Origin of the sequence: Pseudomonas sp. AA-38 (genome assembly GCF_029457475.1) — a bacterium.
In the GTDB taxonomy this organism is placed as follows: Bacteria; Pseudomonadota; Gammaproteobacteria; order Pseudomonadales; family Pseudomonadaceae; genus Aquipseudomonas.
The window spans coordinates 1285142-1310620 of sequence record NZ_CP120359.1 but is presented as its reverse complement, the minus strand read 5'-3'; the positions used below and the strand labels follow the sequence as shown (position 1 = coordinate 1310620).

25 protein-coding genes are annotated in these 25479 nt (G+C 64.5%); 6 read left to right on the top strand and 19 right to left on the bottom strand.

Annotated elements, in window-relative coordinates; translation table 11 throughout:
• Positions 1 to 4: 4 nt before the first annotated feature.
• From PVE35_RS05990 to PVE35_RS05965, 6 genes are all read right to left on the bottom strand, one after another.
• Positions 5 to 346, bottom strand: coding sequence for a multidrug efflux SMR transporter (locus PVE35_RS05990; RefSeq protein ID WP_277374115.1), 342 nt, complete (start codon positions 344 to 346; stop codon positions 5 to 7).
• Positions 347 to 392: 46 nt separating this feature from the next.
• Positions 393 to 1523, bottom strand: coding sequence for an aminomethyltransferase family protein (locus PVE35_RS05985; RefSeq protein WP_277374114.1), 1131 nt, complete (start codon positions 1521 to 1523; stop codon positions 393 to 395).
• Positions 1524 to 1626: 103 nt separating this feature from the next.
• Positions 1627 to 2655, bottom strand: a complete 1029-nt coding sequence (locus tag PVE35_RS05980; RefSeq protein WP_277374113.1) for a DUF3445 domain-containing protein — start codon at positions 2653 to 2655, stop codon at positions 1627 to 1629.
• A gap of 58 nt (positions 2656 to 2713) precedes the next feature.
• Positions 2714 to 3658 (bottom strand): PDR/VanB family oxidoreductase, encoded by a 945-nt coding sequence (locus PVE35_RS05975; RefSeq protein ID WP_277374112.1) that lies wholly within the window; start codon positions 3656 to 3658, stop codon positions 2714 to 2716.
• Complete coding sequence (locus PVE35_RS05970; RefSeq protein ID WP_277374111.1) at positions 3655 to 4200, bottom strand: dimethylamine monooxygenase subunit DmmA family protein; 546 nt, start codon at positions 4198 to 4200, stop codon at positions 3655 to 3657. The genes PVE35_RS05975 and PVE35_RS05970 overlap by 4 nt, the downstream gene beginning before the upstream one ends.
• 352 nt (positions 4201 to 4552) lie before the next feature.
• Positions 4553 to 5857 carry an ammonium transporter gene (locus PVE35_RS05965; RefSeq protein ID WP_277374110.1) on the bottom strand — a complete coding sequence of 435 codons (1305 nt, stop codon included), beginning with the start codon at positions 5855 to 5857 and terminating at the stop codon, positions 4553 to 4555.
• 417 nt (positions 5858 to 6274) lie between these two features.
• Here PVE35_RS05965 and PVE35_RS05960 point away from each other — a divergent pair, with 417 nt between their 5' ends.
• From PVE35_RS05960 to PVE35_RS05950, 3 genes are all read left to right on the top strand, one after another.
• A complete protein-coding gene (locus tag PVE35_RS05960) occupies positions 6275 to 7477 on the top strand; it encodes a GGDEF domain-containing protein (RefSeq protein ID WP_268182021.1) in 1203 nt (400 codons plus the stop codon).
• A 462-nt stretch (positions 7478 to 7939) separates the two neighbouring features.
• On the top strand, positions 7940 to 9901 hold the full coding sequence (locus PVE35_RS05955) for a methyl-accepting chemotaxis protein (protein ID WP_277374856.1): 1962 nt from the start codon (positions 7940 to 7942) through the stop codon (positions 9899 to 9901).
• Positions 9902 to 9973: 72 nt separating this feature from the next.
• Positions 9974 to 10426 (top strand): GNAT family N-acetyltransferase, encoded by a 453-nt coding sequence (locus tag PVE35_RS05950; RefSeq protein ID WP_268182019.1) that lies wholly within the window; start codon positions 9974 to 9976, stop codon positions 10424 to 10426.
• On the opposite strand, the gene PVE35_RS05945 is transcribed toward PVE35_RS05950, so the two are convergent.
• Positions 10423 to 11682 carry an MFS transporter gene (locus tag PVE35_RS05945; protein ID WP_268182017.1) on the bottom strand — a complete coding sequence of 420 codons (1260 nt, stop codon included), beginning with the start codon at positions 11680 to 11682 and terminating at the stop codon, positions 10423 to 10425. The two genes, PVE35_RS05950 and PVE35_RS05945, sit on opposite strands and share 4 nt — an antisense overlap.
• Before the next feature lie 337 nt (positions 11683 to 12019).
• On the opposite strand from PVE35_RS05945, the gene PVE35_RS05940 reads away from it, so the two are divergent.
• On the top strand, positions 12020 to 12340 hold the full coding sequence (locus PVE35_RS05940; protein WP_277374109.1) for a hypothetical protein: 321 nt from the start codon (positions 12020 to 12022) through the stop codon (positions 12338 to 12340).
• A gap of 167 nt (positions 12341 to 12507) precedes the next feature.
• On the opposite strand, the gene PVE35_RS05935 is transcribed toward PVE35_RS05940, so the two are convergent.
• The 4 genes from PVE35_RS05935 to glnT form a co-directional block, all read right to left on the bottom strand.
• Complete coding sequence (locus PVE35_RS05935; RefSeq protein ID WP_277374108.1) at positions 12508 to 13833, bottom strand: FMN-binding glutamate synthase family protein; 1326 nt, start codon at positions 13831 to 13833, stop codon at positions 12508 to 12510.
• Positions 13834 to 13925: 92 nt separating this feature from the next.
• Positions 13926 to 14609 carry a protein glxC gene (locus tag PVE35_RS05930; protein WP_277374107.1) on the bottom strand — a complete coding sequence of 228 codons (684 nt, stop codon included), beginning with the start codon at positions 14607 to 14609 and terminating at the stop codon, positions 13926 to 13928.
• Positions 14610 to 14769: 160 nt separating this feature from the next.
• On the bottom strand, positions 14770 to 15672 hold the full coding sequence (locus tag PVE35_RS05925; protein ID WP_268182010.1) for a glutamine amidotransferase family protein: 903 nt from the start codon (positions 15670 to 15672) through the stop codon (positions 14770 to 14772).
• 114 nt (positions 15673 to 15786) lie between these two features.
• Positions 15787 to 17121: a type III glutamate--ammonia ligase gene (glnT, locus tag PVE35_RS05920; protein ID WP_277374106.1), complete on the bottom strand. Its 1335-nt coding sequence runs from the start codon at positions 17119 to 17121 to the stop codon at positions 15787 to 15789.
• Between the two features lie 244 nt (positions 17122 to 17365).
• Between glnT and PVE35_RS05915 the strand changes: the two genes are divergently transcribed.
• Positions 17366 to 17965: a helix-turn-helix domain-containing protein gene (locus PVE35_RS05915; protein ID WP_096825832.1), complete on the top strand. Its 600-nt coding sequence runs from the start codon at positions 17366 to 17368 to the stop codon at positions 17963 to 17965.
• Positions 17966 to 17975: 10 nt separating this feature from the next.
• Here the strand turns inward: PVE35_RS05915 and PVE35_RS05910 are convergent, their stop codons facing one another.
• Complete coding sequence (locus PVE35_RS05910) at positions 17976 to 18518, bottom strand: thioesterase family protein (RefSeq protein WP_268182003.1); 543 nt, start codon at positions 18516 to 18518, stop codon at positions 17976 to 17978.
• A gap of 107 nt (positions 18519 to 18625) precedes the next feature.
• Between PVE35_RS05910 and PVE35_RS05905 the strand changes: the two genes are divergently transcribed.
• Complete coding sequence (locus PVE35_RS05905) at positions 18626 to 19600, top strand: helix-turn-helix domain-containing protein (RefSeq protein ID WP_277374105.1); 975 nt, start codon at positions 18626 to 18628, stop codon at positions 19598 to 19600.
• A 16-nt stretch (positions 19601 to 19616) separates the two neighbouring features.
• Here PVE35_RS05905 and PVE35_RS05900 read toward each other — a convergent pair whose 3' ends face one another.
• Genes PVE35_RS05900 through PVE35_RS05870 form a run of 7 tightly spaced genes read right to left on the bottom strand, consistent with a single transcriptional unit; the run spans position 19617 to position 25430 of the window.
• Positions 19617 to 20882 carry an MSMEG_0569 family flavin-dependent oxidoreductase gene (locus PVE35_RS05900; protein ID WP_277374104.1) on the bottom strand — a complete coding sequence of 422 codons (1266 nt, stop codon included), beginning with the start codon at positions 20880 to 20882 and terminating at the stop codon, positions 19617 to 19619.
• A gap of 40 nt (positions 20883 to 20922) precedes the next feature.
• Positions 20923 to 21240, bottom strand: coding sequence for an MSMEG_0570 family nitrogen starvation response protein (locus PVE35_RS05895; RefSeq protein WP_277374103.1), 318 nt, complete (start codon positions 21238 to 21240; stop codon positions 20923 to 20925).
• 1 nt (position 21241) lies between these two features.
• Positions 21242 to 22264 (bottom strand): sll0787 family AIR synthase-like protein, encoded by a 1023-nt coding sequence (locus PVE35_RS05890; protein WP_277374102.1) that lies wholly within the window; start codon positions 22262 to 22264, stop codon positions 21242 to 21244.
• The gene (locus PVE35_RS05885) at positions 22257 to 22817 is read right to left on the bottom strand and encodes an MSMEG_0567/Sll0786 family nitrogen starvation N-acetyltransferase (protein ID WP_277374101.1); all 561 of its coding nucleotides are present in this window, start codon (positions 22815 to 22817) and stop codon (positions 22257 to 22259) included. The genes PVE35_RS05890 and PVE35_RS05885 overlap by 8 nt, the downstream gene beginning before the upstream one ends.
• A gap of 11 nt (positions 22818 to 22828) precedes the next feature.
• On the bottom strand, positions 22829 to 23911 hold the full coding sequence (locus tag PVE35_RS05880) for an MSMEG_0568 family radical SAM protein (protein ID WP_346772063.1): 1083 nt from the start codon (positions 23909 to 23911) through the stop codon (positions 22829 to 22831).
• A gap of 4 nt (positions 23912 to 23915) precedes the next feature.
• Positions 23916 to 24896: a Nit6803 family nitrilase gene (locus PVE35_RS05875; protein ID WP_277374099.1), complete on the bottom strand. Its 981-nt coding sequence runs from the start codon at positions 24894 to 24896 to the stop codon at positions 23916 to 23918.
• A gap of 51 nt (positions 24897 to 24947) precedes the next feature.
• Entirely contained in the window at positions 24948 to 25430 is a 483-nt protein-coding gene (locus PVE35_RS05870) for an MSMEG_0572/Sll0783 family nitrogen starvation response protein (protein ID WP_003461629.1), read from the bottom strand.
• Positions 25431 to 25479 lie beyond the last annotated feature (49 nt).

The window sequence follows — 25479 nt, the reverse complement described above, 5'->3', positions numbered from 1 at the left end:
CTCCTCAGGTCAGGGGATCAGGCGTGAATAGCTTGAGGCCGACGATGCCGCCAATGATCATCAGCAGGCACAGGCTGCGCAGCAGGTTCAGGCTTTCGCCGAGAAACAGTGCGCCGTAAGCTACCGTGCCGAGGGTGCCGATACCGACCCACACGGCATAGGCCAGCCCGAGTGGCAGCACGCGTACGGAAAGGCTCAGCAGGTAGATGCTGAGCAGCAGGAAGAAACCGCAGTACAGGCTCGGCCAAAGCCGTGTGAAACCGTCGGTACGCGGGATGATCGAGGCATAGAACACCTCGCACAGCCCCGCCAACAGCAAGAATCCCCAGCCATTCAACCAAGCCATGTACCCTCCTTGCAGACGAATCGGGCCATGGCCCGAGCGACTCGGCTCACACCTTGGCGGTGCGTTTCTTTTTCTCCGGATCGTCGAACGGCAGGCTATGCGCGATGGCGTTGACCGTCAGGCTGCCTTTGACTTCCAGCGCTGCGCCCTGCTCGGCATAGGGCACCTCCATACGCGCGATGGCCATGGATTTGCCGGACAACCGCGAGTACATGGCGCAGGTGATCACCCCCACCTGCTTGCCATCGGCCCACAGGGTGTCGCCGGCCTCGGCAGCCTTGTCGCCTTCGAGCAGCACGCCGAAGATCTTGAAGCGTTCCTTGCCCTGCAGGCGGTAATGTTCGTTGGCCCCACGGAAGCCCTGCTTGCCTGGCGACACCGTGAAGTCCAGACCCAGCTCCCAGAGCGTGTCGCCGGCCGGCTGATCGGCAAAGGGGTACATCTCCGAGTTGTCGTAGGGGAAGAACAGCAAGTAGCTCTCCACCCGCAGCCAGTCCAGCGCGGTGAAGGCACAGGGGATGATGCCCAGGCCCTTGCCCTTCTCCAGGATGCTGTCCCAGATGGCTGGCGCGTCGGCGGCCTTGCAGAAGATCTCGTAGCCGCGTTCGCCGGTGTAGCCGGTGCGCGAGATCATCACCGGGCGCTCGAACAGCCTGGTCTGCAGGTGATGGAAGTAGGGCAGTTCGCGAATGCCCGGCACGTGCTCGGCGAGAAAGTCCACCGCCAGCGGGCCTTGCAGCGACAGGTCGTGCAGGTCGTCGTCGAACAGCACTGCCACCTGCCGGCCCTGGGCCGAACGCACCAGCATCTCGTGGCCGCTGCCAGAGCCGTGCACCACCATGAAGGCGTTGGGGCCAGTGCGGTAGACGATGCAGTCATCGACGAACTTGCCAGCCTCGTTGAGCATGCAGGCGTAGACGCTCTTGCCCGGGTAGACCTTGGAAATGTCGCGGGTGGTGGCCTGATCCAGCAGGCTCTCGGCATGCGGGCCGACATAGTGCACCTTCTTCAGCCCGGACACGTCCATCAGCCCGGCCCGGGTGCGAATCGCCTCGTGCTCGTCGGCCAGGTCGCTGGCATAGGTCCAGGCGGTGCCCATGCCGCTCCAGTCCTCGAGCTTGGAACCCAGTGCACGGTGACGCTCGGCAAGGGCGGAAATACGCCAGGAATTGGCCATGTCAGTTTCTCCTGTTGTTCGTCGTTGAGCCTGCGCAGGCAGGGTTCTGTCTCCCCTCTTCCACCTGTGGGAGAGGGGCTGGGTAGAGGAAACTCGGAGACGCTCAGGCGGCGTGGGCCTGGGGGTCGAACTGGCGCAGCCAGTCCACCACGGTCTGGCGGTAGCGGGTCAGGCCCTTGTAGTCGGCGATCTCGTCCGGCAGGTCGCGCAATACGCGGTGCAGGCGGCAGGCCCAGGCCGGGTTGCTGGCCAGTTCCTCGAGGCTGATCAGGTAGGTGCGGATGCCGAACAGCAGCGCATTGCTGCGTGGCAGGCGCGGCATGAACTGCAGCTCGACGCGCAGGTGCACCAGGCGGGCGACGTTCTCCGGCGTCACCAGGCCGCGCTCATGGCCCCATTGGTGGAAGGTTTCCGAGGAGGTATCCAGGCGCGGGTTGATGGTCATGGTCCAGTTCAGGCGGCGCACCGGCTGGCCAACCGGGATGTTCAGCAGGTACTTCAGCGCGCGGTCGAACACGCCGAGCTGATGCGCCACGCCCGGCACCGGCGCGTGCCACTGCTTGAAGCTCATGCCGGCGTCGAACTTGATCGACCAGTCCGCCGGGCAGGTGACCATGCCGGCGTCCATGAACAGATCGCCGTCGCGCTGGTCGAGCACGGCGAAGTCGCCCTGCACCTGGCGGGTGATGTACTCCAGTGGCTCGAACGGCAGGGTGCTGGCATCACCAAAGGTGAAACGCTGCTCGATGCCCAGCGGGCGGTTGATCCACAGCCACTGATCACCGTCTCGCTCCAGGGCGAAATGCTCGGGGTAGTCAGCGGCCAGGTGCTCCATCAGCATTTCCAGGGTGTCCCAGGCGGCCTGGGCCATGTGCGGCATCACCAGGCAGCGCTGCGGGTCCTTCTCCAGCACGCAGGCACGCTCGGCCATCTCCGAGACGTAGTGCTCGTCGATATCGAACCAGTGCTCGAACACCGAACCCGGCTCGCGCGGCGTGGCCGGTTCGAGGTTGACCGAGTACATGTAGCTGTCCTCGGGAAACGGGAAGGGAAAACGGGCGATGGCCTGCGGGCTGTTGCTGAAGGTGAAATCGTCCCGGTAGGTTTCCAGCGGTTTCATCACGACGGGCATGACTCTCTCCTGTAGGGTGCGCTATGCGCACCATGAGCAAGCGTTGGGGCATTTGCCCCTAGAGATCGAGCAGCAGCGTGCCGGAGCAGCCGCCACGGGAAACACAGGGCATCAGCGCTGCGTCGCGCTGTTGCTCGTCCAGGTAGTGATCGCGGTGCTCCACCTCGCCGCTCAGGTAGCGCGTGGTGCATTGCCCGCACACCCCGCCCCGGCACAGGTTGGGCACCTCCACTCCCGCCGCCTCCAGCGCTTCGAGCAGGCTGTGGTCGCCCGGCACCTGCAGGCGCTGGCCACTGCGCGCCAGCTCGACGGTGAATGGCTGGCCCGGCTCGGGCGCGGCGAAGGCTTCCCAGTGCAGGCGCCCGGCCGACCAGCCATGAGCGGCGGCCAGCACCTTGAGCTCGTCGAGCAGGCGCTGCGGCCCACAGACGTAGAGGTGACTGCCAAGCGGCTTGCCTGCGAACAGGCTGGTGCAGTCCAGGCGCTGGCCGGTAGCGGCGTCGTAACCATGGAAGCGCTCGCCCAGGCGCTCGCGCAGCTCGCTGGCGTAGGCGTCGGTCAGGCCGCTGCGATAGGCGTAGTGCAGTTCAAACGAAGCGCCTTGCGCCTCGAGCTCAGCCAGATAGGCCATGAAGGGGGTGATGCCGATGCCACCGGCCACCAGAATGTGATGGCGGGCCTGCGAATGCAGGGCGAACAGGTTGCTTGGCGCGCCGATCTGCAGACGATCGCCCACCCTGACCTGCTCGTGCAGGTAGCGCGAACCGCCACGCGAGGCCTCCTGCAGGCGCACGGCGATGCGGTACACACCACTGTCGCGCGGGTCGCCCAGCAGCGAATAGGCATTGCGCAGCGTGCGCCCCCCGGTGGGCAATATCACCTGCACGTGGCTGCCGCAGGAAAAGCCCGGCAGCGTGCCGTCGACAGCGCGGAAGCTGAACTCGCGCACCACCGGGGTCAGTTGACGCACGTCGGTGACCTGCACCTCGATCATCGCGTTCATGGCCGCACCTCCGGCGCAAGGGGGGTGTCCGGGTCGAGGCACACGCCCATGTAGGCGCCAAGGCGCTGGGAGAAATGTTCGCGCACGAACAGCCTGACCCGGCACTGGCCACAGGTGCACTCGCCTTCGTTGCCGATGTCCTGGAAATGCCCGCAGTGCACGCAATACAGGCGGCGCCGTGTGCCGCGCTTGAACAGCTCGATCTCGTCACCGAGCAGGCCGGCCTGCCGCGCCAGGCTGTGGATGTGCCAGAGAAAGCTTTCATCGCCACAGACATACAGCCGGGTGCCAGCCTGGGCCTGCTCCAGCAGCATCTGCAAACGCAGGTACAGCGCTTCGCTGCTGGGCAGACTTTCCTGCTCGACACTGCCTGGCAGCGTCTCGCCCAGGCACAGCAGCAGCGTCGGTGTCGGGTGGTCGAGCAACCTGGCGGCCAGGTTCGCCTGCTGTGCCACCACGATCCGGCGGCTGGCCGGCTGCCTGGACGCCTCGCTGGCATAACGTGGGGTACTGAACAGGGTTTCGGTACTGGATGCTGTCATCGGAAATCCTCCCGGGTGAGAGCAAGGCGATGGTCGGTTTGCCTCCAGAGAAAATTCCCTTGGAGAACTTTTTGTTCTCAACAAGAAAGCATGGACTGTGCCATTTCCGTCACCCCGCGCCAGCGCTGGGGCAGACCCGATCAGCCGCACTGCAGGCTGGCGAACGCTGCACAAGGGCGGGGCAATGCGCGCCACTGCGGCGCATGGGGACGTTTTTTGAAAACGGGACTTGAAGGGTGAAGAAAAGGTGGCCACAACAGGCGCCACGCAGAAACGACAACGCCGGCCCCATGCGCCGGCGTCGTTCTTCAGGGCCTGTTGCCACACGAAACGGCAACAGCCCCGGGCAAGGTCAACTGGAGTACTTGTAGCCCACCTCGCCATGCGCGGCGAGATCCAGACCGTCGATCTCCTGCTCTTCATCCACGCGCAGCCCGCCACAGCACAGCGCCGCGATCTTGAATGCCACCCAGCTGGTCAGTGCCGAGAAGAGGATGCTGAACAACAGCACACCGGCATTGATCTGCAATTGCTCGAACAGGCCACGCTCGCCAGTAAAACCCTGCCCGCCCAATTCGCTCAGGGCGAACAGCGGGGTCAGCAGACCACCTAGGATACCGGCCACACCATGCACGCAGAACACGTCGAAGGCATCGTCCAGGCCCATGGCGGGCTTGAGCTTCTCCACCGCCCAGACGCACACCGGCGCAGCGATCAGACCCAGCACGATGGCGCCCATGGGGCCGACGTAGCCACAGGCCGGGGTGATCGCCACCAGCCCGGCGATGGCCCCGGACACCGCACCGAACAGGCTCGGTTTGCCACGGTGCACGCCCTCGATCAGCATCCAGGCCAGTGCCCCGGCGCAGCTAGCCAGCATGGTGTTGACCATCACCAGCATGGCGAAACCACTGGCCGCCAGGGCGCAACCGGCGCAGAAGCCGAGCCAGCCGACCCACAGCAGGCCGCCGCCGATGAAGGTCATGGTCATGTTGTGCGGGGCCACCGCCGACGTGCCGTAGTCACGCCGCCGACCAATCAGCCAGGCACCGACCAGCGAGGCGATACCCACGTTCAGGTGCACCACATTGCCACCGGCAAAATCCTGCACGCCGAGGTTGAACACCCAGCCACCGCCCCAGGCCATGTGCGCCATGGGGATGTAGTTGAGCGTCAGCCAGAGCGCCATGAACAGCATCACCGCCGAGAACTTCATGCGCTCGGCGAAGGCGCCGACGATGATCGCCGGGGTGATCGCGGCGAACAGCAGCATGAACAGGAAGTACAGGTATTCAGGAATGGTGCCGACCACAGAGTCGGTGCCCACGCCCTTGAGGAACAGCTTGTCCAGCCCACCGATCAGCGACTGCCAGGCCCCCCCGTCGGTGAAGCACAGGCTGTAGCCGTAGATGGCGAAGAGCACCGACATCAGCGATGCGGTGCAAAACACCTGCATGAGGATCGACAGCACGTTCTTGCCACGCGCCATGCCGCCATAGAACAGCGCCAGGCCAGGCAGCGTCATCAGCAACACCACCAGCGAGCAGAGCGCCACGAACGCCGTATCGCCACTGTTGATCACGGGCGTCTCGGCCGCCTGCGCGACGGCACTGCCCAACAACGGAATAACCCCCAACGCAACACGACTACGGATCATCGACTACAGCCTCCAATCAGGGAGCCGTCCAGCGCGACCTATCGCGCGGCATCGGCATGCGAGACCCTGCCGGACAACATATCCTGACAGGAATTTTTATTTCCCCACAGGCATAGCAATCCTCTTGCCAATTGGAAACACCCAATTACAAATAAAATAAGTGAAACAAAATCATAAGGTTGAGCAAGGCACACTGACTCACTCGGAGATTCGCTAGCAACAAGCCTCACCGTCTTGGTGCAGGAAACGAAAACGGCGGTTCAGACCTGTAAAAAATGCTGCCCCCTCGCCATGCGGGAGTAGCGGCGTAATAATGGCGCATCATTGCAAGAAAGCATCAAAACGCCATCATTTCGGCATCGGAATACAATTGCCTTCACCAGAACGTGTCATGAAGAAAAACAGGAATCCGCCACGATGAGCGCCTTCGAGCCAGGCAGCGTGTCCGTCAGGCAAACGGGTCGTGCGATACCGCCCCGGCAGCGGACAGCGTACGAGCGCTACGTCGTCCAGCAGCATGGCCGCTTCCTGCTGGCGATCAATTTCATCGCCATGTTCGCCTATGACCTGTACGTCTTCGCCGATGCCCTGCTGATTCCCGACATGGCGCTGGAGTCCCTGCTGCTGCGCAGCGGCCTGAGTCTCATCGGCCTGTTCAACATCTATCTGGTGTTCTGGCGCATCCGCAAGGTGCTGCTGATGGACATGCTGATGCCGATCCACGACATCATCTCCACCATCGCCTGGTTCGAGCTGCTCAAGCGCAGCAGCTCACCCGACGTGCCCACCTTCGTCTACGCCTCGGTGGTCTTCATCATCCTCGCCAACCTCGGTGCACGCTACAGCTTCCGGGGCATCCTGGCCTGCTCAAGCGCCATCTCGGCGATCATTCTGTATAACCTGTGGCTGTTGCATGACGGCCAGAGCAAGCCGGTGCTGGTGTTCAGCATCGCCTACCTGCCGGTGCTGCTGTTCAGCCTGTTCATCAGTTGGACCAACATCAACGGCGTGCGCCGAGCCTTTCTCGAAGATCAGGAAAAACAGCGCCAGCGCGACGAACTGGCTTCGCTCAACCTGCGCCTGGCGGAGCTGGCCAATACCGATGCGCTGACCGGCGTAGGCAACCGCCGTGCCTTCGATCGCACTCTGGCGCAGCACTGGCAGCAGATGCAATGCAACGGTCGCCCCTTCTCCCTGCTGTTGCTGGACATCGACTTCTTCAAGCCCTTCAACGATCACTATGGCCATCAGATCGGCGATCAGAGCCTGCGCCAGGTCGCCGGCTGCATCAGTGCCAGCCTGCGCCATGGCCAGGGCGAGGTGTTCCGCTACGGTGGCGAAGAGTTCGTCGTCCTCCTGCAGATAGCCAATGCCGAGGAACTCCTCGCCCTGGCCGAGCGCTTGCGCGAGCAGGTGGCCAACCTCGCCATCGAGCATCTACACCGCCCCGACGCCCTGATGCACCTGACCATCAGCATCGGCGCCTGCCCCACTCACTCACCTGATGTACAACAGGTTGAAGATCTCTTCGCACAGTGCGACCACTTGCTCTACCGGGCCAAGCAACAGGGGCGCAACCGTGTCTGCGTGCAGGTACCGGCGGAGGCTCAGGTCGGCTGAGTTCAGCGCGCGACACAGATGCCCGAAGGCCTCCTGAGATTTACGGCAGAACGACGCTTCATTGCCCCTCGTCAAGGCACACTGGGCGATTCTGTCTAAGCTTTCCCTTGAGCATGTCGGCAATCGGAACGGATGCCTCGCCCTGGAGCGACCGGCTCATTCGACCTTTGCACGATTGTTGTCTGCCAAACCGCTGGGCAGGCTTCGCTAAAGAAACCCGCTCAGCGCACGATGAGCTGTTCATACGAGAGACTCGAGAACGCACCCGCGCCTCGGGAGGCGCCTGAACCAGGCGCACGTCAGGACGACCGATGACCCCATGTCGAAAGCAGATGCAACCCAGCACAGCAACACTTCCCCCGGCAAAGGCGCACACGCCCCGCATGGCCGCGAGCCCTTGGCCTGCGCTAGTCGCCCTACGCTCGCCCGCTACACCTCAATCCAGATGATAGGTTCATGAAGATGGTCAAGAATGCCCCGTTGAGCGTGAAACTCCTGCTCATACTCATATTTCCCTTGTTCGGCTTCCTGGCCTTCTCTGCCGTGTACCTCGCCGGCAAATACCAGACGCTGAGCGAGATGAAACATACCGTGCTCGCCATCGAGACCGCGCAGAAAATCAGCAACGTGGTTACCGCCCTGCAGCGCGAGCGCGGTGCCAGCGGCGTGTTCCTGGGCAGCAAAGGGACAGCCATGGCCGACGCGCTGAAGCAGTTTCGCCTCGACAGCGATGCTGCAGCCAAGCAGATGCAAGGGCTACCGGCAGATGCCAGCGAAGGCCTGGAACAGGTCATGAAAGACCTCGCTGCGATCGGTGCCTTGCGCCAGCAGGTCGATGGTCAGTCGATCGACAATAGCGAATCCGGCGCCCGCTATACCGCGCTGATCAAAGCACTGATCGGCTACACCCAGTCGCTGGAGGCCAGTGTCAGCGAGCCGCAGATCCTGCGCGCCCTCGGCGCACTCAACCAGTTCGTGGAAATGAAGGAGCGTGCCGGCCGCGAACGCGCCTTGCTGGGACTGGCCTACAGCCGCAACCAGATCGATGCCGAGCTGCTCTCACGCCTGAGCCACAACATCGGCGAGTTCATGGCCTATCAGGATGCTTTCCAGCGCAGGGCGGCAGCGGAGCTCAAGCGCCAGCTCGACGAGACCCTGCAGCAACCCGACGCGCAGGCCGCCATCGGTATGCGCAGCACGGCACTGGAAACGCCCCTGGGTGAAGCGCTGAACGTCAAACCAGCAGACTGGTTCAAGCTCTCCACCGCGCGCATCGACCTCATGGTGCAGGTGGAAAACGCGCTGAGCCAGAGCGTCGGCGCTCTCGCCACGCACGCCTATGAGGAAGCCGCACGCAGCCTGTGGCTGACCGTCGGCGCCATACTCGGGGTACTGGCTGCAGTGGTGCTGCTGGCCTACCTGATCATCCGCAATATCAGATCGGCCGTCAGCGACCTCAACGACACCCTGGTCGCCTTGTCGAAACGCGACCTCACTGCCCATACCCATTACGATGGCCGCGACGAGTTCGGTGTGATCGCCCATAACCTCGACAACATGGCGCAGCAGATCAAGGACGTGATCCAGGAAATCGGCGGTACCGCCGCACAGGTGGCCACCGCTGCCGAAGAGTCCTCGACTGCGGCCCTGCAGACCAGCCAGAACGTGGCCCAGCAGCGCCAGGGCACCGATCAGGTGGCCACCGCCATCAACGAGATGAGCGCCACGGTCAGAGACGTGGCCCGCAGCACCACCGAAGCGGCCGAGATGTCGCGCCAGGTCAACGACGATACCTTGCAGGGCAAGCGCGAGATCGAGAACACCGTGCGCCTGGTGCAGGCCCTGTCGACCCAGGCCGAGCAGACCGCACGGATCATCGTCGAGCTGAAGAAAGAGAGCGATGCCATCTCCTCGGTGCTCGACGTTATCCGTGGCGTTGCCGAACAGACCAACCTGCTGGCCCTGAACGCGGCCATCGAAGCGGCCCGTGCCGGCGAACAAGGCCGAGGTTTTGCCGTGGTCGCCGACGAAGTACGGCAACTGGCGCAGAAGACCCAGGACTCCACCGTCAGCATCCAGCAGATGATCAGCAACCTGCAGAGTGGCTCGGATCGCGCTGCCAGCTCCATGCAGGAAACCCTCGACAAGGCGCAGGCCAGCGCCGGCAACGTGGTCAAGGCCGGCGAACTGCTGGTGCAGATCGCCGACGGCATCGCCAGCATCAGCGACCGCAACATCCAGGTGGCCTCTGCCGCCGAGGAGCAGAGCCTGGTGTCGGAAGAGATCAACCGCAACGTCAACGACATCAACGACCTGGTCATCCAGGTCAGCGCCGCCGCCGAACAGACCGCCGTGACCAGCCGCGAGCTGGCCAGCCTGGCCGATCATCAGCAGCAGTTGGTGGGGCGCTTCAAGGTAGGCTGACAGGCATTCGCTGCCGGCTCTCGACGAGCCGGCAGCCTCTGCGATTCATCGCCTTCAGGATCGAGCCAGACCATGAGCGTCGAGATACGCGCCGCACAGCCAGACGATGCTCCAGCAATCAGCCGGGTGATAGTCGAAACCCTGCGCATCAGCAACGCCAGGGATTACGCCGCGCACGTGATCGCCCAGGTGGAGAAGAACTTCACCGCCGAGCGCGTCGCGCAACTGATCGCTACGCGTCGGGTGCTGGTCGCCGAGCAGGCGCGGCAATTGCTCGGCACCGCCAGCCTGGATGGGCATGTGGTCAGATCCGTCTTCGTCACCCCGAGCGCGCAAGGCCAGGGCGTCGGCCAAGCGCTAATGGCCGCGCTCGAACGGCTCGCCCGCGCGCAAGGCATCACCGAGTTGCGCGTGCCCGCCTCGTTGACCGCCCAGGGCTTCTACCGGCACCTTGGCTTCGTGCTGCAACGGGAAGTGCTCGAAGGCGACGAGCGCATTCTGATCATGGCCCGCCAGCTCGGCTAGCCGAGGGCCTCGCCTGGAACCACAGCGGGCTCCACCTGGTCGGCTATGGCTCTCGCCCCACGGGTTTCCGGCATGGCCAGCCACAGCAGCAGGAAAGCCAGCGCGGCGATACCGGCCAGGGTCAGGAACGCCGCATCGTAGCCGGCGCCCTGCACCACCAACCCGGCCAGGCCGGGACTCAGCGCGGCGCCGAGGCCGAACGCCGTCGACAGCGCGCCCAGGCTGACGTTGAAACGCCCGGTGCCCTGGGTCAGATCCTTGACCACGATGGGCAACAGCGCGCCGAACAGGCCGGCGCCGATGCCGTCGAGCAACTGCACGGCCACCAGCCAGTAGGGATCATCGGACAGGGTATAGAGCGCACCGCGCAGCGGCAGGATCAGAAAGCCTGCCAGCAATAGCGGCTTGCGCCCCCAACGATCAGCCTTGAGCCCCACCAGCATGGCCATCGGCACCATCACCAGTTGCGCCGCGACGATGCAGGCGGAGGTCAGCGGCGTGGCCATCTGCATATTGACCTCCGACAGCTTCTGGCTGACCAGCGGCAGCATGGCAGCGTTGGCCAGGTGAAACAGCGCGCAGCACAATGCGAATATCAGCAATGGCCGGTTGCCCAGTAGCACGCGCCAGCCGGAGGCCTGCTCGTGGGGCAAGGCCGGCACGAAACCACGCGCAACGTCATGGTCGATGGCGCTGGCCGACACTCGGCTGACGGCGATGATGCTGCCGACCGTCATCACCGCCATCAGATAGAACACCGCCACCGGGCCGAACAGATAGGCAAAACCGCCGGCCAGCAGCGCGGCAAAGGCATTGCCGGCATGGTTGAAGCTCTCGTTGCGCCCGATGCGGCCGGTGAAAGCACGCGGCCCGGTGATGCCCAGGGAAATCGCGGCGATGGCCGGGGCGAACACCGAACCAGCGATGGCGCTGATGGTCTGGGTCACGGCCACCCAGCCGAAGCTGGTCAGCCAAGGCAACAGCAGGCAACTGCCGGTCACCACCAGCGCGGCGGCAGCCACAACTGCCCTTTTCGCCTTCGTTCTGTCGACCAGGGCACCGGCCGGAGTCTGCATCAGCAGCGCGCTGACACCGGCCAGGCTCATCACCAGACCGATGCTGGCCGGCTCCCAGTTGTGCACGGCCAGCAGGTAAATCGCCAGGTATGGCCCCAGGCCGTCGCGCACATCGGCGAGGAAGAAATTCAGCCAGTCCAGAGAGAGGGCATTACGCCGGTCGTGATGGTTGTTATCCAATTGAAGACGCTCGCATGGCAGGAGTTGGACGAAGCGGTAAGGAATCATCCATAGAGTCGAATCCCCCACTGCAGTGCCGTGCCTGCCGCGAATTTTGCGTGATCGCCCAGCAAGCCAGACGAACGGCACCGAATTTGCTCAGCGTTGATCCGACACGACCTGCCTAGGAGGCAACATGAAAGTCGAAACTGGAGCCACGAACCTCTTCAGTAGCCAAAGTACGCAAACTCACGCCAACAGAAGTGGCGGCCAGTCGAGCTCGTTCGCCAGCATCCTCGCGGAAAAGTTGCAGGCCGCAGCTAGCAAGTCGGCTTCCGCCACAACCGGCGAAAGCGATGTGAGCAAGAAGTACGACTTCACCCATATGTCACGCAACGAGTTGCTCGAAACGGTGAACGGCCTGATCCACAGCGGTGACCTCACGCTCGACGACACCACCTCGCTGCTGGGTTTCATGGGTTCGTCGCCCTTGCTCAAGGTCGACTATGACGGGCTACCGCTGGAAAACGGCGATGTGCCAATGAACGTCTTCGAGCACATCAAGGCGAGCATGGAAGGCGCACGCTCGCGTAACGAAACCACCAGCATCGCCGGCCTGCAACGCGCGCTCGACGCTCTGATGAAGTTCCAGAAGAGCAACATCGCAGCACAGGCCTGAGCGACCCAAGCTGTGCGCATAACGGCATGGATCCGCCGCTCGATGGCAGCGATTGGCCAGCAGACGGCGAACCTTTGCCGCTACGGTCAGCCACGGCTGACTGACGCACTGACGAAAAAGGGCCGCAACGCCAAGCGTTGCGGCCCTTTTTCATCTTGCTGAGCGGCTCAGTACTGCAGTTGCCCCGGTACCCAGTTGGTGCCGGCCAGCGGCACGCGGGCCATGGCGGCGGCCTCCACGGTGAGGGCCACCAGATCCTCGGGATCAAGGTTGTGCAGGTGCGACTTGCCGCAGGCGCGCGCCATGGTCTGCGCCTCCAGCACCAGCACGCGCAGGTAGTTGGCCAGGCGACGACCGGCGGCGACCGGATCGAGACGCTTGGACAGTTCCGGGCCCTGGGTGGTGATACCGGCCGGGTCGCGACCGTTCTGCCAGTCGTCGTAGTAGCCGGCGGCCGAGCCGATGGCCTTCAGCTCCTCGTCAAGGCGCGGATGGTTGTCACCGAGGGCAATCAGCGCAGCGGTGCCGATGGCCACCGCGTCGGCGCCCATGGCCATGGCCTTGGCCACGTCAGCGCCGGTGCGGATGCCGCCGGAGACGATCAGTTGCACCTTGCGGTGCATGTCCATCTCCTGCAAGGCCTGCACGGCCTGCGGTATGGCCGAGAGAATGGGGATGCCGACGTGCTCGATGAACACTTCCTGGGTCGCGGCAGTACCGCCCTGCATGCCGTCGAGGACGATCACGTCAGCACCGGACTTCACCGCCAGCTTGACGTCGTAGTACGGGCGACTGGCGCCGATCTTCACGTAGATGGGTTTTTCCCAGTCGGTGATCTCGCGCAGCTCGGCGATCTTGATCGCCAGGTCGTCCGGGCCAGTCCAGTCCGGATGGCGACAGGCGCTGCGCTGGTCGACGCCGATCGGCAGGGTGCGCATACCGGCCACACGCTCGGTGACCTTCATGCCCAGCAGCATGCCGCCGCCGCCCGGTTTGGCGCCCTGGCCGAGGACGATCTCGATGGCATCGGCCTTGCGCAGGTCGTCCGGGTTCATGCCGTAGCGCGATGGCAGGTACTGGTAGACCAGATGCTGCGACTGGCCGCGTTCTTCCGGGGTCATGCCGCCGTCGCCGGTGGTGGTGCTGGTGCCGGCGATGCTGGCGCCACGGCCGAGGGCTTCCTTGGCCTGGGCCGACAGCGCGCCGAAGCTCATGCCGGCGATGGTCACCGGAATCTTCAGGTGAATCGGCTTCTTGGCGAAGCGGGTGCCGAGCACCACGTCGGTGCCACATTTCTCCCGATAGCCTTCCAGCGGGTAGCGCGACATGGAGGCGCCGAGCAGCAGCAGGTCATCGAAGTGCGGCAGCTTGCGCTTGGTGCCACCGCCGCGGATGTCATAGATGCCGGTCTCGGCGGCACGCTGGATTTCCTGGATGGTCAGGCGGTCGAAGGTGGCGGACTCGCGCAGCACCGGGGTGATTTTTTCGCTCATTGCAAATTCCTCTTCGGGCGATGGTGCGCATAGCGCACCCTACGGGCCTCGGTAATCGGTAGGGTGCGCTGCGCGCACCGGACGCTGCGGGATCAGTACGCCGAGGCGTTGTCCACCTTGAAGTTGTACAACTGGCGGGCCGAGCCGTAACGCTTGAAGCTGGCCGGATCTTCGTCGAAGCCGGCGCGGTTGAGCAGTTCGGCCAGTTCTTCCAAGTGCTCGGGGCGCATCTCCTTCTCGATGCAATCCGAACCCAGCGACTTGACCCTGCCCTTGACGTAGATGCGCGTCTCGTAGAGCGAATCGCCCAGCGCATCGCCGGCATCGCCGCACACCACCAAACGTCCGGCCTGGCCCATGAAGCAGCTCATATGGCCGATATTGCCGCCGACCACGATGTCTACACCCTTCATCGAGATGCCACAGCGCGCGCCAGCGTCGCCCTCGATCACCAGCAAGCCGCCATGGGCGGTGGCGCCGGCCGACTGCGAGGCGCTGCCCTTGATGCGCACCATGCCGCTCATCATGTTCTCGGCCACGCCGACACCGACGTTGCCATGCACGGTGACGCTGGCCTTCTGGTTCATGCCGGCGCAGTAGTAGCCGGCGTGGCCGTCGATCTCCACGCTCAGCGCTTCGTTCAGGCCCACGGCCAGGTTGTGCTTGCCGCCCGGGTTGCTCACCACCCACTCGCGCTCGGTGAGGGTCTTGGCCTGCTCATGCAGCGCCTGATTCAGGTCGCGCACGGTGGCGCTGGAAAGGTCGATGGTTTTCATGTGCGTGTCTCCCAAAATTAGAGAGTCGAATTCAGGCCGTCGCGAGCGCGCCGAGGGCAAGGAAGAACCGCAGCGAGCCGCGAGACAGTACGAGTAGTACGGCGAGCGGATCGCGAGGATCTGACGCAGCAATCGGTGTGCGCAGCAGGCCTGGAGCGACTCAAGCGCTGCGTTCCCAGATGTACATGGTGGCCGGCTCCGGCTCCCACACCTTGGCCTTGTCGATACCCGGCAGGGTCGACAACGCCTGGTATTCGGAGGCCATGGCCACGTAGTCGTCGGTCTCGGCGAGGATCGCCGGCTTGCAGGCGATGGGGTCGCGGATCACCGCGAAGCCATCACGAGTGCCGATGGCGAAGGTGAAGAAGCCGTCGAGATCCTCCAGCGAATGGTCGAGCGCCTCCTTGAGCGAATCGCCCTGGCGCAGGCGCCAGGTCAGGTAGCCGGCGGCCACCTCGGTGTCGTTCTCGGTCTCGAACTCGATGCCGTGGCGGCGCAGTTCCTGGCGCAGACGGAAGTGGTTGGACAGCGAGCCGTTGTGCACCAGGCACAGGTCCTGGCCGGTGGAGAACGGGTGGCTGCCCTCCATGGTCACTGCGCTCTCGGTGGCCATGCGGGTGTGGCCGATGATGTGGCTGCCCTTCATCCTGGCCAGCGAGAAGCGCTCGGCGATTTCCTTGGGCAGGCCCATGCCCTTGAGGATCTCGATGCTCTGGCCGACGCTCATCACACGCACGCTCGGTGCCAGTTCGGCGAGCACGGCGCGCACGTCCGCCTCGTCAGCATTGGTCTTGAGCACGGCGGCGCTGGCGTTCTGGAACCAGTCCAGCGAGCAGCCCAGACGCCCCTCCAGCTCGCCCATCAGGGCCTTGAAGTCATAGCCGGCGCTGGTGCTTTGCAGGGTCAGCTTGATCCAGCCGTCGCTCACCTCGTCACCGTAGATGGCGAAGCCGGCGCTGTCCGGGCCACGGTCGGTCATGGCCAGCAACATGGGCTCGAAGAGTGCGCCGAGCTGGCTTTCCAGCGCCGGATTCTTCAGATACAAACCTACGATTCCACACATAAGAGCAGTCCTCACTGCGTTCGGTAGCTGCAAGCCTCAAGCGGCAAGCTGACCGAGTTGATACGGACGCCGTGCCAGGCTTCGCTTGCGGCTCGAAGCTTGTGGCTTGGCGCTTCAGAAAAATTCGGTGTAACGCTCGATCTCCCAATCGGAGACGTGGCGGCTGTACTCGACCCATTCCATGCGCTTGAGCTTGAGGAACTCGTCGACCACCTCCGCGCCCAGCACCTCACGGAACAGCGGGTCGGCCTCCAGCGCGTCACAGGCTTCCTTGAGCGACTGCGGCAGGGTCTTGATGCCACGTGCGGCAATCTCGTCCAGGCTCAGGTTGTAGAGATTCTCGTTGCAGGGAGCACCCGGTTCGAGCTGGCGGTCGATACCGTCGAGGCCGGCGGCGATGATCGCGGCGGTGACCAGGTAGGGATTGCAGCCGGCGTCCGGCAGGCGGAACTCGATACGCCCGTAAGGGATGCGCAGCATCGCCGAGCGGTTGTTGTCGCCGTAGGCGATGAAGGCCGGCGCCCAGGTCGCACCGGACAGCGAGCGACCGACGACCAGGCGCTTGTAGGAATTCACCGTCGGCGCGGCGAAGGCGCACAGCGCCGGGCCATGGGCCAACAGGCCGGCGAGGAAGTGATAGGCCAGCTTGGACAGGCCCATGCCGCTGGGGTCGCTGGCGTCATGGAAGAGGTTCTTGCTGGTGCCATTGCCAATCGACAGGTGAAAGTGCATGCCGTTGCCGGCGCGACGCGGATCCGGCTTGGGCATGAACGAGCAGATCATGCCCAGGTCGTTGGCGATCTCGCCGGCGGCCATGCGGAAGAAGGTGAAACGATCCGCCGACTCCATGGCATCGCTGTAGGTGTAGTTGATCTCGAACTGGCCGCAGGCGTCCTCATGGTCGATCTGGTAGATATCGAAGCCCACCGGCTGCAGCGACTCGGTGAGTTTTTCCAGAAAGGCGCGCGAACGCGACAGGCCCTTGTAGTCATAACAGGGCTTCTCCAGCTTGTCGCTGGCATCCACCGGGCACAGTTTGCCCGCGGCATCGCGGCGAAACAGGCTGAATTCCGGCTCCAGCCCGGTATTCAGCGTCCAGCCACGCTCGCTCAGGCGCGCCACCTGCTGCTGCAACACGTAGCGGGTGTCGTAGGGCCAGGGCTGGCCATGGACATGGCCGATGCACACAACGCGACCGTAGCCCGGCTGCCAGGGCACCGGCATCAACGTGGAGAGGTCGCCACGGGCCATGAAATCCGGGCCGTGCGGCTCCATGCCCATGCCCCAGATGGCGAACCCGGCGAAGCCGGCGCCCTCCTCGGCCACCGCCTCAAGGCCCGCGACCGGCACCGACTTGGTCTTGGCCGCACCGTGGATATCGACGAACTGGGCCAGCACGTACTTGATGCCGTGCTGGTCGATTATTTTCTGGGTTTCACTGGGCAACATGGTTTGGGCCTCCGCTGGCGTCGCCATTATTCCGCTGGGGAATTTTAATTTCCCCAAAAGAAATGCAAGCAGCTTGCCAACTGGATATGCCAGGACCGTACCTACCGGAAACCCGCGTCTTTCTTCTATCTGCCGAGGAAAAATGCTTTCATACGAGGAAAGTCGCGATCAAAAAACGCACCGAAGCAAGGCAGCCCGCACATTCCTGGTGCGAATTTTTTATTCATAGAAGAAATAAGCCTGTATGACGACCACGCCGGAAACGCCTCCCCGCCTCAAGCTCGAGCAATACCTGGGCATGCAGATTCGCCGCCAGCGCCAGGCCCAGGAACTGAAAATCGCCGATGTGGCGCGCATCGCCGGGATCAGCCAGGGCATGCTGAGCAAGATCGAGAATGCCCAGGTGTCCACCAGCCTCGATACTCTCAGCCGCCTTTGCGACGTGCTGGGCATGCCCATGTCCAAGCTGTTCAGCCAGTACGACCAGCAAGGCGGTGGCGCCCTGCTGGTGAAGGGCGGCGAAGGCCTCGAAGTGGTGCGTCGCGGCACCGACAAGGGCCACACCTATCACCTGCTCAACCACACCCGTGGGCCGAAGAAGAGCTTCGAGGCCTACATGGTGAGCATGGACGACGCCAGCGAGGAGTTCCCCACCTTCGCCCATCCCGGCACCGAGTTCCTGCACCTGCTGGAGGGGGAACTGGTGTACCGCCACGGCAACCAGCTCTACCCGATGCAGGCCGGCGACAGCCTGACCTTCGACGGCGAAGTGCCGCACGGCCCGGAAAAGCTGGTGAAGGTGCCGATCCGCCTGCTGTCGATCATGAACTACGGGGCGGATTGAGCGCCGCCGTTTATGGGCGCTCGGTTTCCCGTAGCTGCTGGCTCAGCCCGTCGCAACTGCTCGACCATTGCTGCAGCCATTGCGGCAAGGGTGGCGACTGTTCGTCCAGGCCCAGCTCACGAGCGAACTCGGCAGGCGCGACATTGCCCTTCGGTCCACGGAACAGCCCGCGCATGACCACCACGGCGATCACCCGCTGATCCTTGACGAAGCGGTGCTCGACGAAGCTCCACTTGTCGTCCCAGCCCAGCATGCGCGTGTGAATCTCGAAACGCTCGAACAGCTTCAGCTCACGGCGAAACTTGCCCCATACGTCACCGACTATGGGCAGCGCGCGATGGCGCAGGGCCACGCGAAAGGCGCCGCTGCGCAGCACGTAATCCATGCGCCCGACATCGGCCAGGGTGAAGTAACGGCCATTGGTGACGTGCCGGTTGAAGTCCAGATCCAGCGGCCAGACCCGCATGCGCACCACGGTGGTGGCGAGCCCTGGAACCGGCCTGCGCCAGGGGCGGCGCAGCAACATCAGCAGAAGGCGAAACCATAGGTTCATGCGACAAACACCTGTTTGAATGAGAGTGCCGCACTCTAAGTAGGGCTTGTGCAGTAGAGTAGGTGCAGAAATGACTAATAGCATGCGGTTTACGCAAGAGAGCCTTCATGCACATCACCCTGATTCTGGCCGAACACAGCTCGCTGGCCAGTGCCGCCCTGGCCCTGGAAGTGCTGGATGCGGCCAATCGCTTCGCCCTGCCGGCCGCCCCGCCCTTCACCCTCAGCCTGGCCTCGCTGGATGGCCAGCCGGTTACCAGCGCACAGGGCCGCGCCATGCCGGTGGACATGGCGCTGGATGCCATAGAGCACACCGACCTGGTGCTGATCCCCGGCTTTCTGTTCAGCCTGCGCGAGGCACTACCTGCCTTCGGGCACTATCGCGACTGGCTGCGCCGTCAACATGAGCAAGGTGCGGTCGTCGCCTCGATGTGCACCGCCACCTTCATGCTCGCCGAGGCAGGCCTGCTCGACGATATCGAGGCGACCACCCACTGGGCCTTCGCCGACCTGCTGCGGCGCCGTTACCACAGGGTTCGTGTGGACGAACGGCGCATCCTCTGCGAGGACGGCCGGGTGATCACCAGCGCCGGCGCCAGTGCGGCGATGGATCTGCTGCTGCACCTGATCCGCCGCTTCGCCTCGCGCGAGCTGGCGCAGCAATGCAGCCGCTACCTGCTGATCGACAACGTGCGTAGCGAGCAGTCGGTCTACATAAGCTGGTCGATGCCGCGAGGCCATGGCGACGAGGCGATCCTGCGCGTGCAGGACTGGATGGAAGCGCACTTCGCCGAGCCCTGCGGCATCGACGAACTGGCCGCACGCTTCGGCTTCGGCGTGCGCAACTTCAAGCGCCGCTTCAAGGAGGCCACCGGCCACACGCCGCTGGCCTATCTGCAGGCCTTGCGCCTGGAAAAGGCCAAGGAGCTGCTGGAAACCACCCGGCAGAGCTTCGAGACGATCACCAGCCGAGTGGGCTACGAGGACAGCAACTCCTTCCGCCGCCTGTTCTGCCAACGGGTCGGGATCTCGCCGGCCGCCTTTCGCAAGCGCTTCCTGCGCGTGCCGGCAAGCCCCCCGTAACAGATCGAACCTGCTGCTAGCCGGCAATCGCCTTGCGCTGCTGGGCGATGCGCTTGACCAGGTATTCGGCGTCGCGGGCAACCCCGGAAAAACGCCCCGAGCCCCAGGTATGCAACCAGGGCAAGCCGAGGAAATACAGCCCGGAAACCGCAGTGACGCCACGGTTATGCACCGGATGCCCACGGCCATTGAATACCCCGGCATCGACCCAGGAAAAATCCGGGCTGAAACCGATGCACCAGATGACGCTGGTGATGCCGGCCTGCCGCAGATGCAGCTCGGTCGGCACCTGTTGCGGGCGCCAGACCGGTTCATAGGGTTCACCGGGCGGTGCATCGATGCCCTTCTCGGCGATGTAGGCATCGATGCTGGCGTTGATCCGGTTGTAGACCGCATCGGCGGCATCCAGCCTCGCTTGCAGATCGTCGCTGAAGCTCAGGGTCTCGCCATCGAGGCGCTGCAACAGGCCGTACAACTGCATGCCCTCCAGGGCGAACCTGCGCAGGTCGATGTCGCGCCCGCCATCGCGGCCGGTCACGTAGTGGTTGGTATTGTCGCGCACGCCCTCGCGTAGCGGATGCTGGTCGACCCCGATGTCGTAGTAGCCCATCTCGGCCAGCCAGTCGACCACGTCGCGACCACGGTAAAAGCGCGCGCAACGCGGAGCATCACCGACCGCCAGGTAGACCTTGCGCCCGGCCAGGTGCAGATCCTCGGCGATCTGCGCGCCGGATTGCCCCGAGCCCACCACCAGTACGTTACCTTCGGGCAGTGCCTGCGGGTTACGGTACTGCTCGGAATGCAACTGGACGATATCCGCCGGCAAACGCTCGGCCAGGCGCGGGATGATGGGCGTGTGATAACCACCAGAGGCGATGATGACCTGATCGGCGCTGAACTCGCCAGCACTGGTCTGTACCGCATAACCGCCCTGCGGACGCGGGCTGACGCGCTGTACCACGACGCCCTCACGGGCGGGAGCGTCGACGCTGCGAATGAAGCCGTCGAGGTAGTCGATGATTTCCTCACGCTTCATGAACCCGTGCGGGTCGTCCCCGGCATAGGGGTAGCCCGGCAGCGCGCACTGCCAGTTCGGCGTCACCAGGCAGAAGGCATCCCAGCGCTGGGTGCGCCAGCTATGGGTGAGGCTGTGCTTTTCCAGCAGCAGATGGTCGATGCCTTGCTGCTGCAGGTAGTAGCTGGCCGATAGACCGGCCTGCCCGCCGCCGACGATGATGACCTGATGATGGGGAACCTGTACGGATTTGAGATGACTGGGCATTGGGCGCTCCACGGGTGACGGGTGCTGATGAAAGGGGCAGCTAGAACGAGTTCCAGCCGCTGTTGACCTGCCCGGCATGGGCCGTTTGCATGTCGAGAATCTGTACGCTGCCTCCCTCGTAGCGGCGCGCCTGGTGGCGCAGGGCGCCCAGGGTGTCCATGGCCGAACTGCAGTAGAAGCCCTTGACCTCCCTGACCCGCTCGGAAGCGGCGTTGAGGGCGTTCTCGGCACGCAGGATGAAGTCCTCGAGCGCATAGCTGGCACCCGGGCTGAGGTGTTCGTAGATCACGGTGGAAGGTGAATAACCGGACATTTCCTGGCCATCGGGCCAGCGCATCCTGAAGTTGACGGCAGGCATCTCAGCAGTCCTCGCACGCTGGGGTTGATTGGGTGAAACCGGTGAAGGGGCGTTGCCCGAGGTTCCAGAACTCCATGACCTCGCCGCCCAGCTCCACCTGCAGACTGGCGCTGTCGTCGATCCGACCGATGCGCGCACAGGTCAGCCCTTCCAGGGCGAAGGCGGTGCGCACGTCGACCCAGGCGCTTTCCTCCAGGGTCAGCAGGAAGCCGTAGCTGGGAAACGCCTGCAGCCAGCGCAGCAAATCGCCGTCGACCGGGCGCGGCAGTGCATCGAGTTCAAGCCTTGCGCCACAGCCGGTCGGCTCCAGCAGCATCAGCAGGGTGCCCAGCAGGCCGGCGTTGCTGATGTCCTTGGCCGCCGCCAGCAAGCCACCTTCGGCCAGGCGTGGCAGCACATCGAGCTGGCTGCGCAGACGCTCGCCAGAGCGTTGCTCGAAGGCCTTCCAGTACGGCACGCCGGGATGCCAGCGACCATCCAGATCGACCGCCATCGCCAGTACCTGGCCGGGCGCGACATGCAAGGTGGAGAGCAGACGGTGAGCGATGCCGGTTATGGCCACCGCCAAGCCGGCAGGGGCATCGGTGCCCTGGTGGGTATGCCCGCCGGCCAGCAGCAGGCCATAGGCCTGGCAGGCCTCGCGGATGCCCTGAACCAACTGCTCGGCCTTGCCCTCGTCATGGTGCCAGTAGGCATTGACCACCGCCGTGGGGCGCCCGCCCATGGCGGCGATATCGCTGACGTTGGCCATCACCGCCGACCAGCCGGCGAACCAGGGGCTGGACTCGACGAAGGCCGGCAGCATGCCCTCGATGGCCAGCAACTGGTAATGTTCGCCGCAGCGAATGGCCGCCGTGTCGTCACCGGGCAGCGCATAGCGGGCATCGCCCTGCGGCAGCGAGCCGGAAAAACCCTGGGCCGGTCGCTGAATGGCCTGCTTGGCGCGCATCGCCGGGGTGTCGTGCAGTGCCGCGAGCAGTTCGCTCAGGCCCGTGGCTGGGGTCTTGCGCAATGCCTCAGCCATGACGCCGCTCCTTGAGGGGCAGCAACGACACCTCGCGTGGCATGAAGGGATAGCGCGCCAGGTTCGCCTGCATCAGCACGTGCTCGCGCTCGAGCAATTGCAACGACCGCAGGCTCTGCCAATGCAGACCGTGGAACCAGGCTTCGTTATGCGCCTGCACGGTGGCCAGAAAGGTATGGCAGCCAAGCTCGATGGCCCGTGACACGGCCTCGTTGACCAGCGCCTTGCCGATCATACCGTGGCGGCGATAGTCGCGCTCCACGCACAGACGGCCGCCATACCACAGCCCCGGCGCCTGCTCGTAGATGCGTACCGCACCGACCACCCGGTCGGCCACGCCACAGTTGTAGGCAACGGCAACGATAGGCAGGGCCTGGAAGTCGTGCGCATCCCGATCCTGGGCGAACAGCCCCTGCTCGTCGGCGAAGACCGCACGGCGCAAGCGATAGTAGGCTTCCCGTTCCCAGCGCTCGGTGGCGGGCTTGACCAGCAGGTCGCCGGTGAGAAAGTCGTGGAAGCTGTCGTCATTCAGGGCGAAGGTATGTTCGGCCATGGTCGTTTCCCTCACTCGTGGCGTTTCAGGGCCGAGCAGGCGCCACACTTGGCGCAGCCGGCCTTGATCTGTTCGGAATGCAGCCCGTGCCGCTGCAGGCTGGCGCCAATGCGGGGATACAGGCGCTGCATGAAGGCGCTGTCGGGCTTGGGGTGCCGCGCCAGCGGCGTGCCGTCGATGGGCACGAAAGGCACCACGAAGGGGTAGACGCCCATTGCCGCCAGGCGCTCGGCCATGGCCACGATGGCCTCTTCGCTGTCACCTAGCCCGGCCAGGATGTAGGTGCTGACCTGGCCACGCCCGAAGACCTCGACGGCCGCCGCGAAGGCCGAGAAATAACGCGCCAGCGGCACCTGCGCCTTGCCCGGCATGATCCGCCGGCGCACTTCGTCGGTGACCGCCTCCAGGTGCATGCCCAGCGAGACCACGCCGCTGTCGTGCAGACGGCGAAACCAGGCGTCCTCGTCCGGTGGCTCGCACTGCGCCTGGATCGGCAGAGCCACCGCGGCGGTGACGGTCGCTGCCGACTCGCAGAGGATGGCCGCACCGCGGTCGGAAGTCTGCGGCGTGCCGGTGGTCATCACCATGTGCTTGACGCCATCGAGCTCCACCGCCGCCTTGGCCACCTCGGCGAGCTGGGCCGGGCGCTTGCGCGCGATGGTCCTGCCACTTTCCAGGGACTGGCCGATGGCGCAGAACTGGCAGGCACTGGCGGCATCGTTCATGCGGATGCAGTGCTGCAGCAGGGTGGTGGCCAGCACGTCATGGCTGTGCAGGGTGGCGATCTTCCAGTAGGGAATGCCATCGGCGGTGCTGCGTGCGTAGAAGTTCGGCACCCCAGGCACCTGCACCTGGCCCACCTGCTGGCCGTCGCGGTAGATCAGCGCCAACTCGCCCGCCCCCTGCGGACGCACTTCGTAGGGTGAGAGCAGCGAGGCCTGGTTGAGCATCGGCACCATGGCGGTATGCCCGTCCAGCGACAGCGCCTTGTGATCGGACGGCCCGGCGCCGCCCTTGCGCGACAGCCCATGACCATCGTCCTGCCAGCGCGCGCCATGGCACTGCAGCTCGCTGAGCAGATCCAGCGCGGCGATGCGTTCAGAGGCTGACATGCTCGACCTCCTCGGCTTCATGCCGCCCCGGCAGCGCCGTGACACGCTCATGCAGGTGGGCAGTCGGGGTACGGTCGATCAGCAGGCTGAGCAGTTCCGGCCGGCTGTAGTGGCCCACCGAATCCATCATGCGTTTGCGCTTATCGATCAGCGCCAGGTCGAGATCGGCGATCACCTCGCCCTCGCCACTGCGCAGCGGCTCACCCAGCAGCTTACCCTCGGGGCTGACGATGGCGGTGAAGCATCCGCCGGAAATCGGCCCCAGCGCACAGCCGGTGTCGGCCATGATGCGCTGCTGCTGTTGCGGCTCCAGCCAGGCGGTGGCGTTGACCACGAAGCAGCCGGACTCCAGCGCATGGTGGCGGATGCTGACCTCGATCTGCTCGGCGAAGATCTCCCCCACCAGCGAACCGGGAAACATCGCCGCATGGATCTGCTCGCCATCGGCCATCAGCGCGTAACGCGCCAGCGGGTTGTAGTGCTCCCAGCAGGCCAGCGAGCCGATGCGCCCGACCTGGCTGGCCACGGCACGCAGACCGGAGCCGTCGCCCTGCCCCCAGACCATGCGCTCATGGTAGGTGGGGGTGATCTTGCGCCGATGCTGGAGCAGGCTGCCGTCGGCATCGAACAGCAGTTGAGCGTTGTAGATCGTGCCAGCGTCACGCTCGTTGATGCCCAGCGACACCACCATGCGCGCTTCGCGGCAGGCCTCGGCAATCGCGGCGGTCGCCGCCGAAGGCACCTGCACCGACTCCTCGAGCAGGCGCAGATGCTCCTTGCCCATCATGAACGGCGGCTGCACGAAGGAAAAATAGGGGTAATAAGGCACCACGGTTTCCGGGAAGACGGCGAACTGCACCCCCTCGCGGCCCAGGCGCAGGATGGTCTGGACGATCTTCTCGACGGTGCCCTCGCGGCTGTAGAGCACGGGCGAGAGCTGCACGGCAGCGGCACGGACGATGGCCATGGCGGTTTCCTTATACGAACGTGGCCCCTCCCGCAGGAGGGGCGGAGTGGATCAGGCAGTCCAGGTATCGATGATCAGTGCGCCTTCGCGGCGCATCAGCAAACGCAGATCCATCACGTCCAGCGGATTGATGGCGCGGATGCCTTCGATCAGCGCTTTCTCGGTCTGCCCGTACAGGGCCTGCAGGGCGAAGCGGCAGGCATAGACCTCACCGCCTTCCTCGATGAACGCCTTGATCTGGTTGTTGACGGCCAAGTGGCCGGGGAAGGCTTCGTTGCCCAGGGTGGGGAAACCGCGCTGCACGCCGAGCTGCACGCCCGGCCCGTAGAGCAGCACCTTGGTCTCGAAGCCTTTGCGCAGCAGGCGTTTGGCCTGCAGCATGTTGACCAGGCCGATGGAGCCCTCGAAAGCGATGGTGTGGAAGGTGATGAGGGCTTTCTCGCCCGGTTCCGCCTTGACGTCCTCGAAAACCTTCTCTTCGTAGTTGACCAGGAAGTCGCCGTCCTTGTAGTGGGCGATATCGACGCTCGGCATGGGTGCTCTCCTCTTCTCGCTTGTGTCCACGGTGGAAGTCACCGTGCGT

Excerpts from the sequence above, each read along its gene's own strand:
- PVE35_RS05990 (WP_277374115.1), bottom strand. The coding sequence starts at position 346 with ATGGCTTGGTTGAATGGCTGGGGATTCTTGCTGTTGGCGGGGCTGTGC.
- PVE35_RS05985 (WP_277374114.1), bottom strand. The coding sequence starts at position 1,523 with ATGGCCAATTCCTGGCGTATTTCCGCCCTTGCCGAGCGTCACCGTGCA.
- PVE35_RS05980 (WP_277374113.1), bottom strand. The coding sequence starts at position 2,655 with ATGCCCGTCGTGATGAAACCGCTGGAAACCTACCGGGACGATTTCACC.
- PVE35_RS05975 (WP_277374112.1), bottom strand. The coding sequence starts at position 3,658 with ATGAACGCGATGATCGAGGTGCAGGTCACCGACGTGCGTCAACTGACC.
- PVE35_RS05970 (WP_277374111.1), bottom strand. The coding sequence starts at position 4,200 with ATGACAGCATCCAGTACCGAAACCCTGTTCAGTACCCCACGTTATGCC.
- PVE35_RS05965 (WP_277374110.1), bottom strand. The coding sequence starts at position 5,857 with ATGATCCGTAGTCGTGTTGCGTTGGGGGTTATTCCGTTGTTGGGCAGT.
- PVE35_RS05960 (WP_268182021.1), top strand. The coding sequence starts at position 6,275 with ATGAGCGCCTTCGAGCCAGGCAGCGTGTCCGTCAGGCAAACGGGTCGT.
- PVE35_RS05955 (WP_277374856.1), top strand. The coding sequence starts at position 7,940 with ATGGTCAAGAATGCCCCGTTGAGCGTGAAACTCCTGCTCATACTCATA.
- PVE35_RS05950 (WP_268182019.1), top strand. The coding sequence starts at position 9,974 with ATGAGCGTCGAGATACGCGCCGCACAGCCAGACGATGCTCCAGCAATC.
- PVE35_RS05935 (WP_277374108.1), bottom strand. The coding sequence starts at position 13,833 with ATGAGCGAAAAAATCACCCCGGTGCTGCGCGAGTCCGCCACCTTCGAC.
- PVE35_RS05930 (WP_277374107.1), bottom strand. The coding sequence starts at position 14,609 with ATGAAAACCATCGACCTTTCCAGCGCCACCGTGCGCGACCTGAATCAG.
- PVE35_RS05925 (WP_268182010.1), bottom strand. The coding sequence starts at position 15,672 with ATGTGTGGAATCGTAGGTTTGTATCTGAAGAATCCGGCGCTGGAAAGC.
- glnT (WP_277374106.1), bottom strand. The coding sequence starts at position 17,121 with ATGTTGCCCAGTGAAACCCAGAAAATAATCGACCAGCACGGCATCAAG.
- PVE35_RS05915 (WP_096825832.1), top strand. The coding sequence starts at position 17,366 with ATGACGACCACGCCGGAAACGCCTCCCCGCCTCAAGCTCGAGCAATAC.
- PVE35_RS05910 (WP_268182003.1), bottom strand. The coding sequence starts at position 18,518 with ATGAACCTATGGTTTCGCCTTCTGCTGATGTTGCTGCGCCGCCCCTGG.
- PVE35_RS05905 (WP_277374105.1), top strand. The coding sequence starts at position 18,626 with ATGCACATCACCCTGATTCTGGCCGAACACAGCTCGCTGGCCAGTGCC.
- PVE35_RS05900 (WP_277374104.1), bottom strand. The coding sequence starts at position 20,882 with ATGCCCAGTCATCTCAAATCCGTACAGGTTCCCCATCATCAGGTCATC.
- PVE35_RS05895 (WP_277374103.1), bottom strand. The coding sequence starts at position 21,240 with ATGCCTGCCGTCAACTTCAGGATGCGCTGGCCCGATGGCCAGGAAATG.
- PVE35_RS05890 (WP_277374102.1), bottom strand. The coding sequence starts at position 22,264 with ATGGCTGAGGCATTGCGCAAGACCCCAGCCACGGGCCTGAGCGAACTG.
- PVE35_RS05885 (WP_277374101.1), bottom strand. The coding sequence starts at position 22,817 with ATGGCCGAACATACCTTCGCCCTGAATGACGACAGCTTCCACGACTTT.
- PVE35_RS05875 (WP_277374099.1), bottom strand. The coding sequence starts at position 24,896 with ATGGCCATCGTCCGTGCCGCTGCCGTGCAGCTCTCGCCCGTGCTCTAC.
- PVE35_RS05870 (WP_003461629.1), bottom strand. The coding sequence starts at position 25,430 with ATGCCGAGCGTCGATATCGCCCACTACAAGGACGGCGACTTCCTGGTC.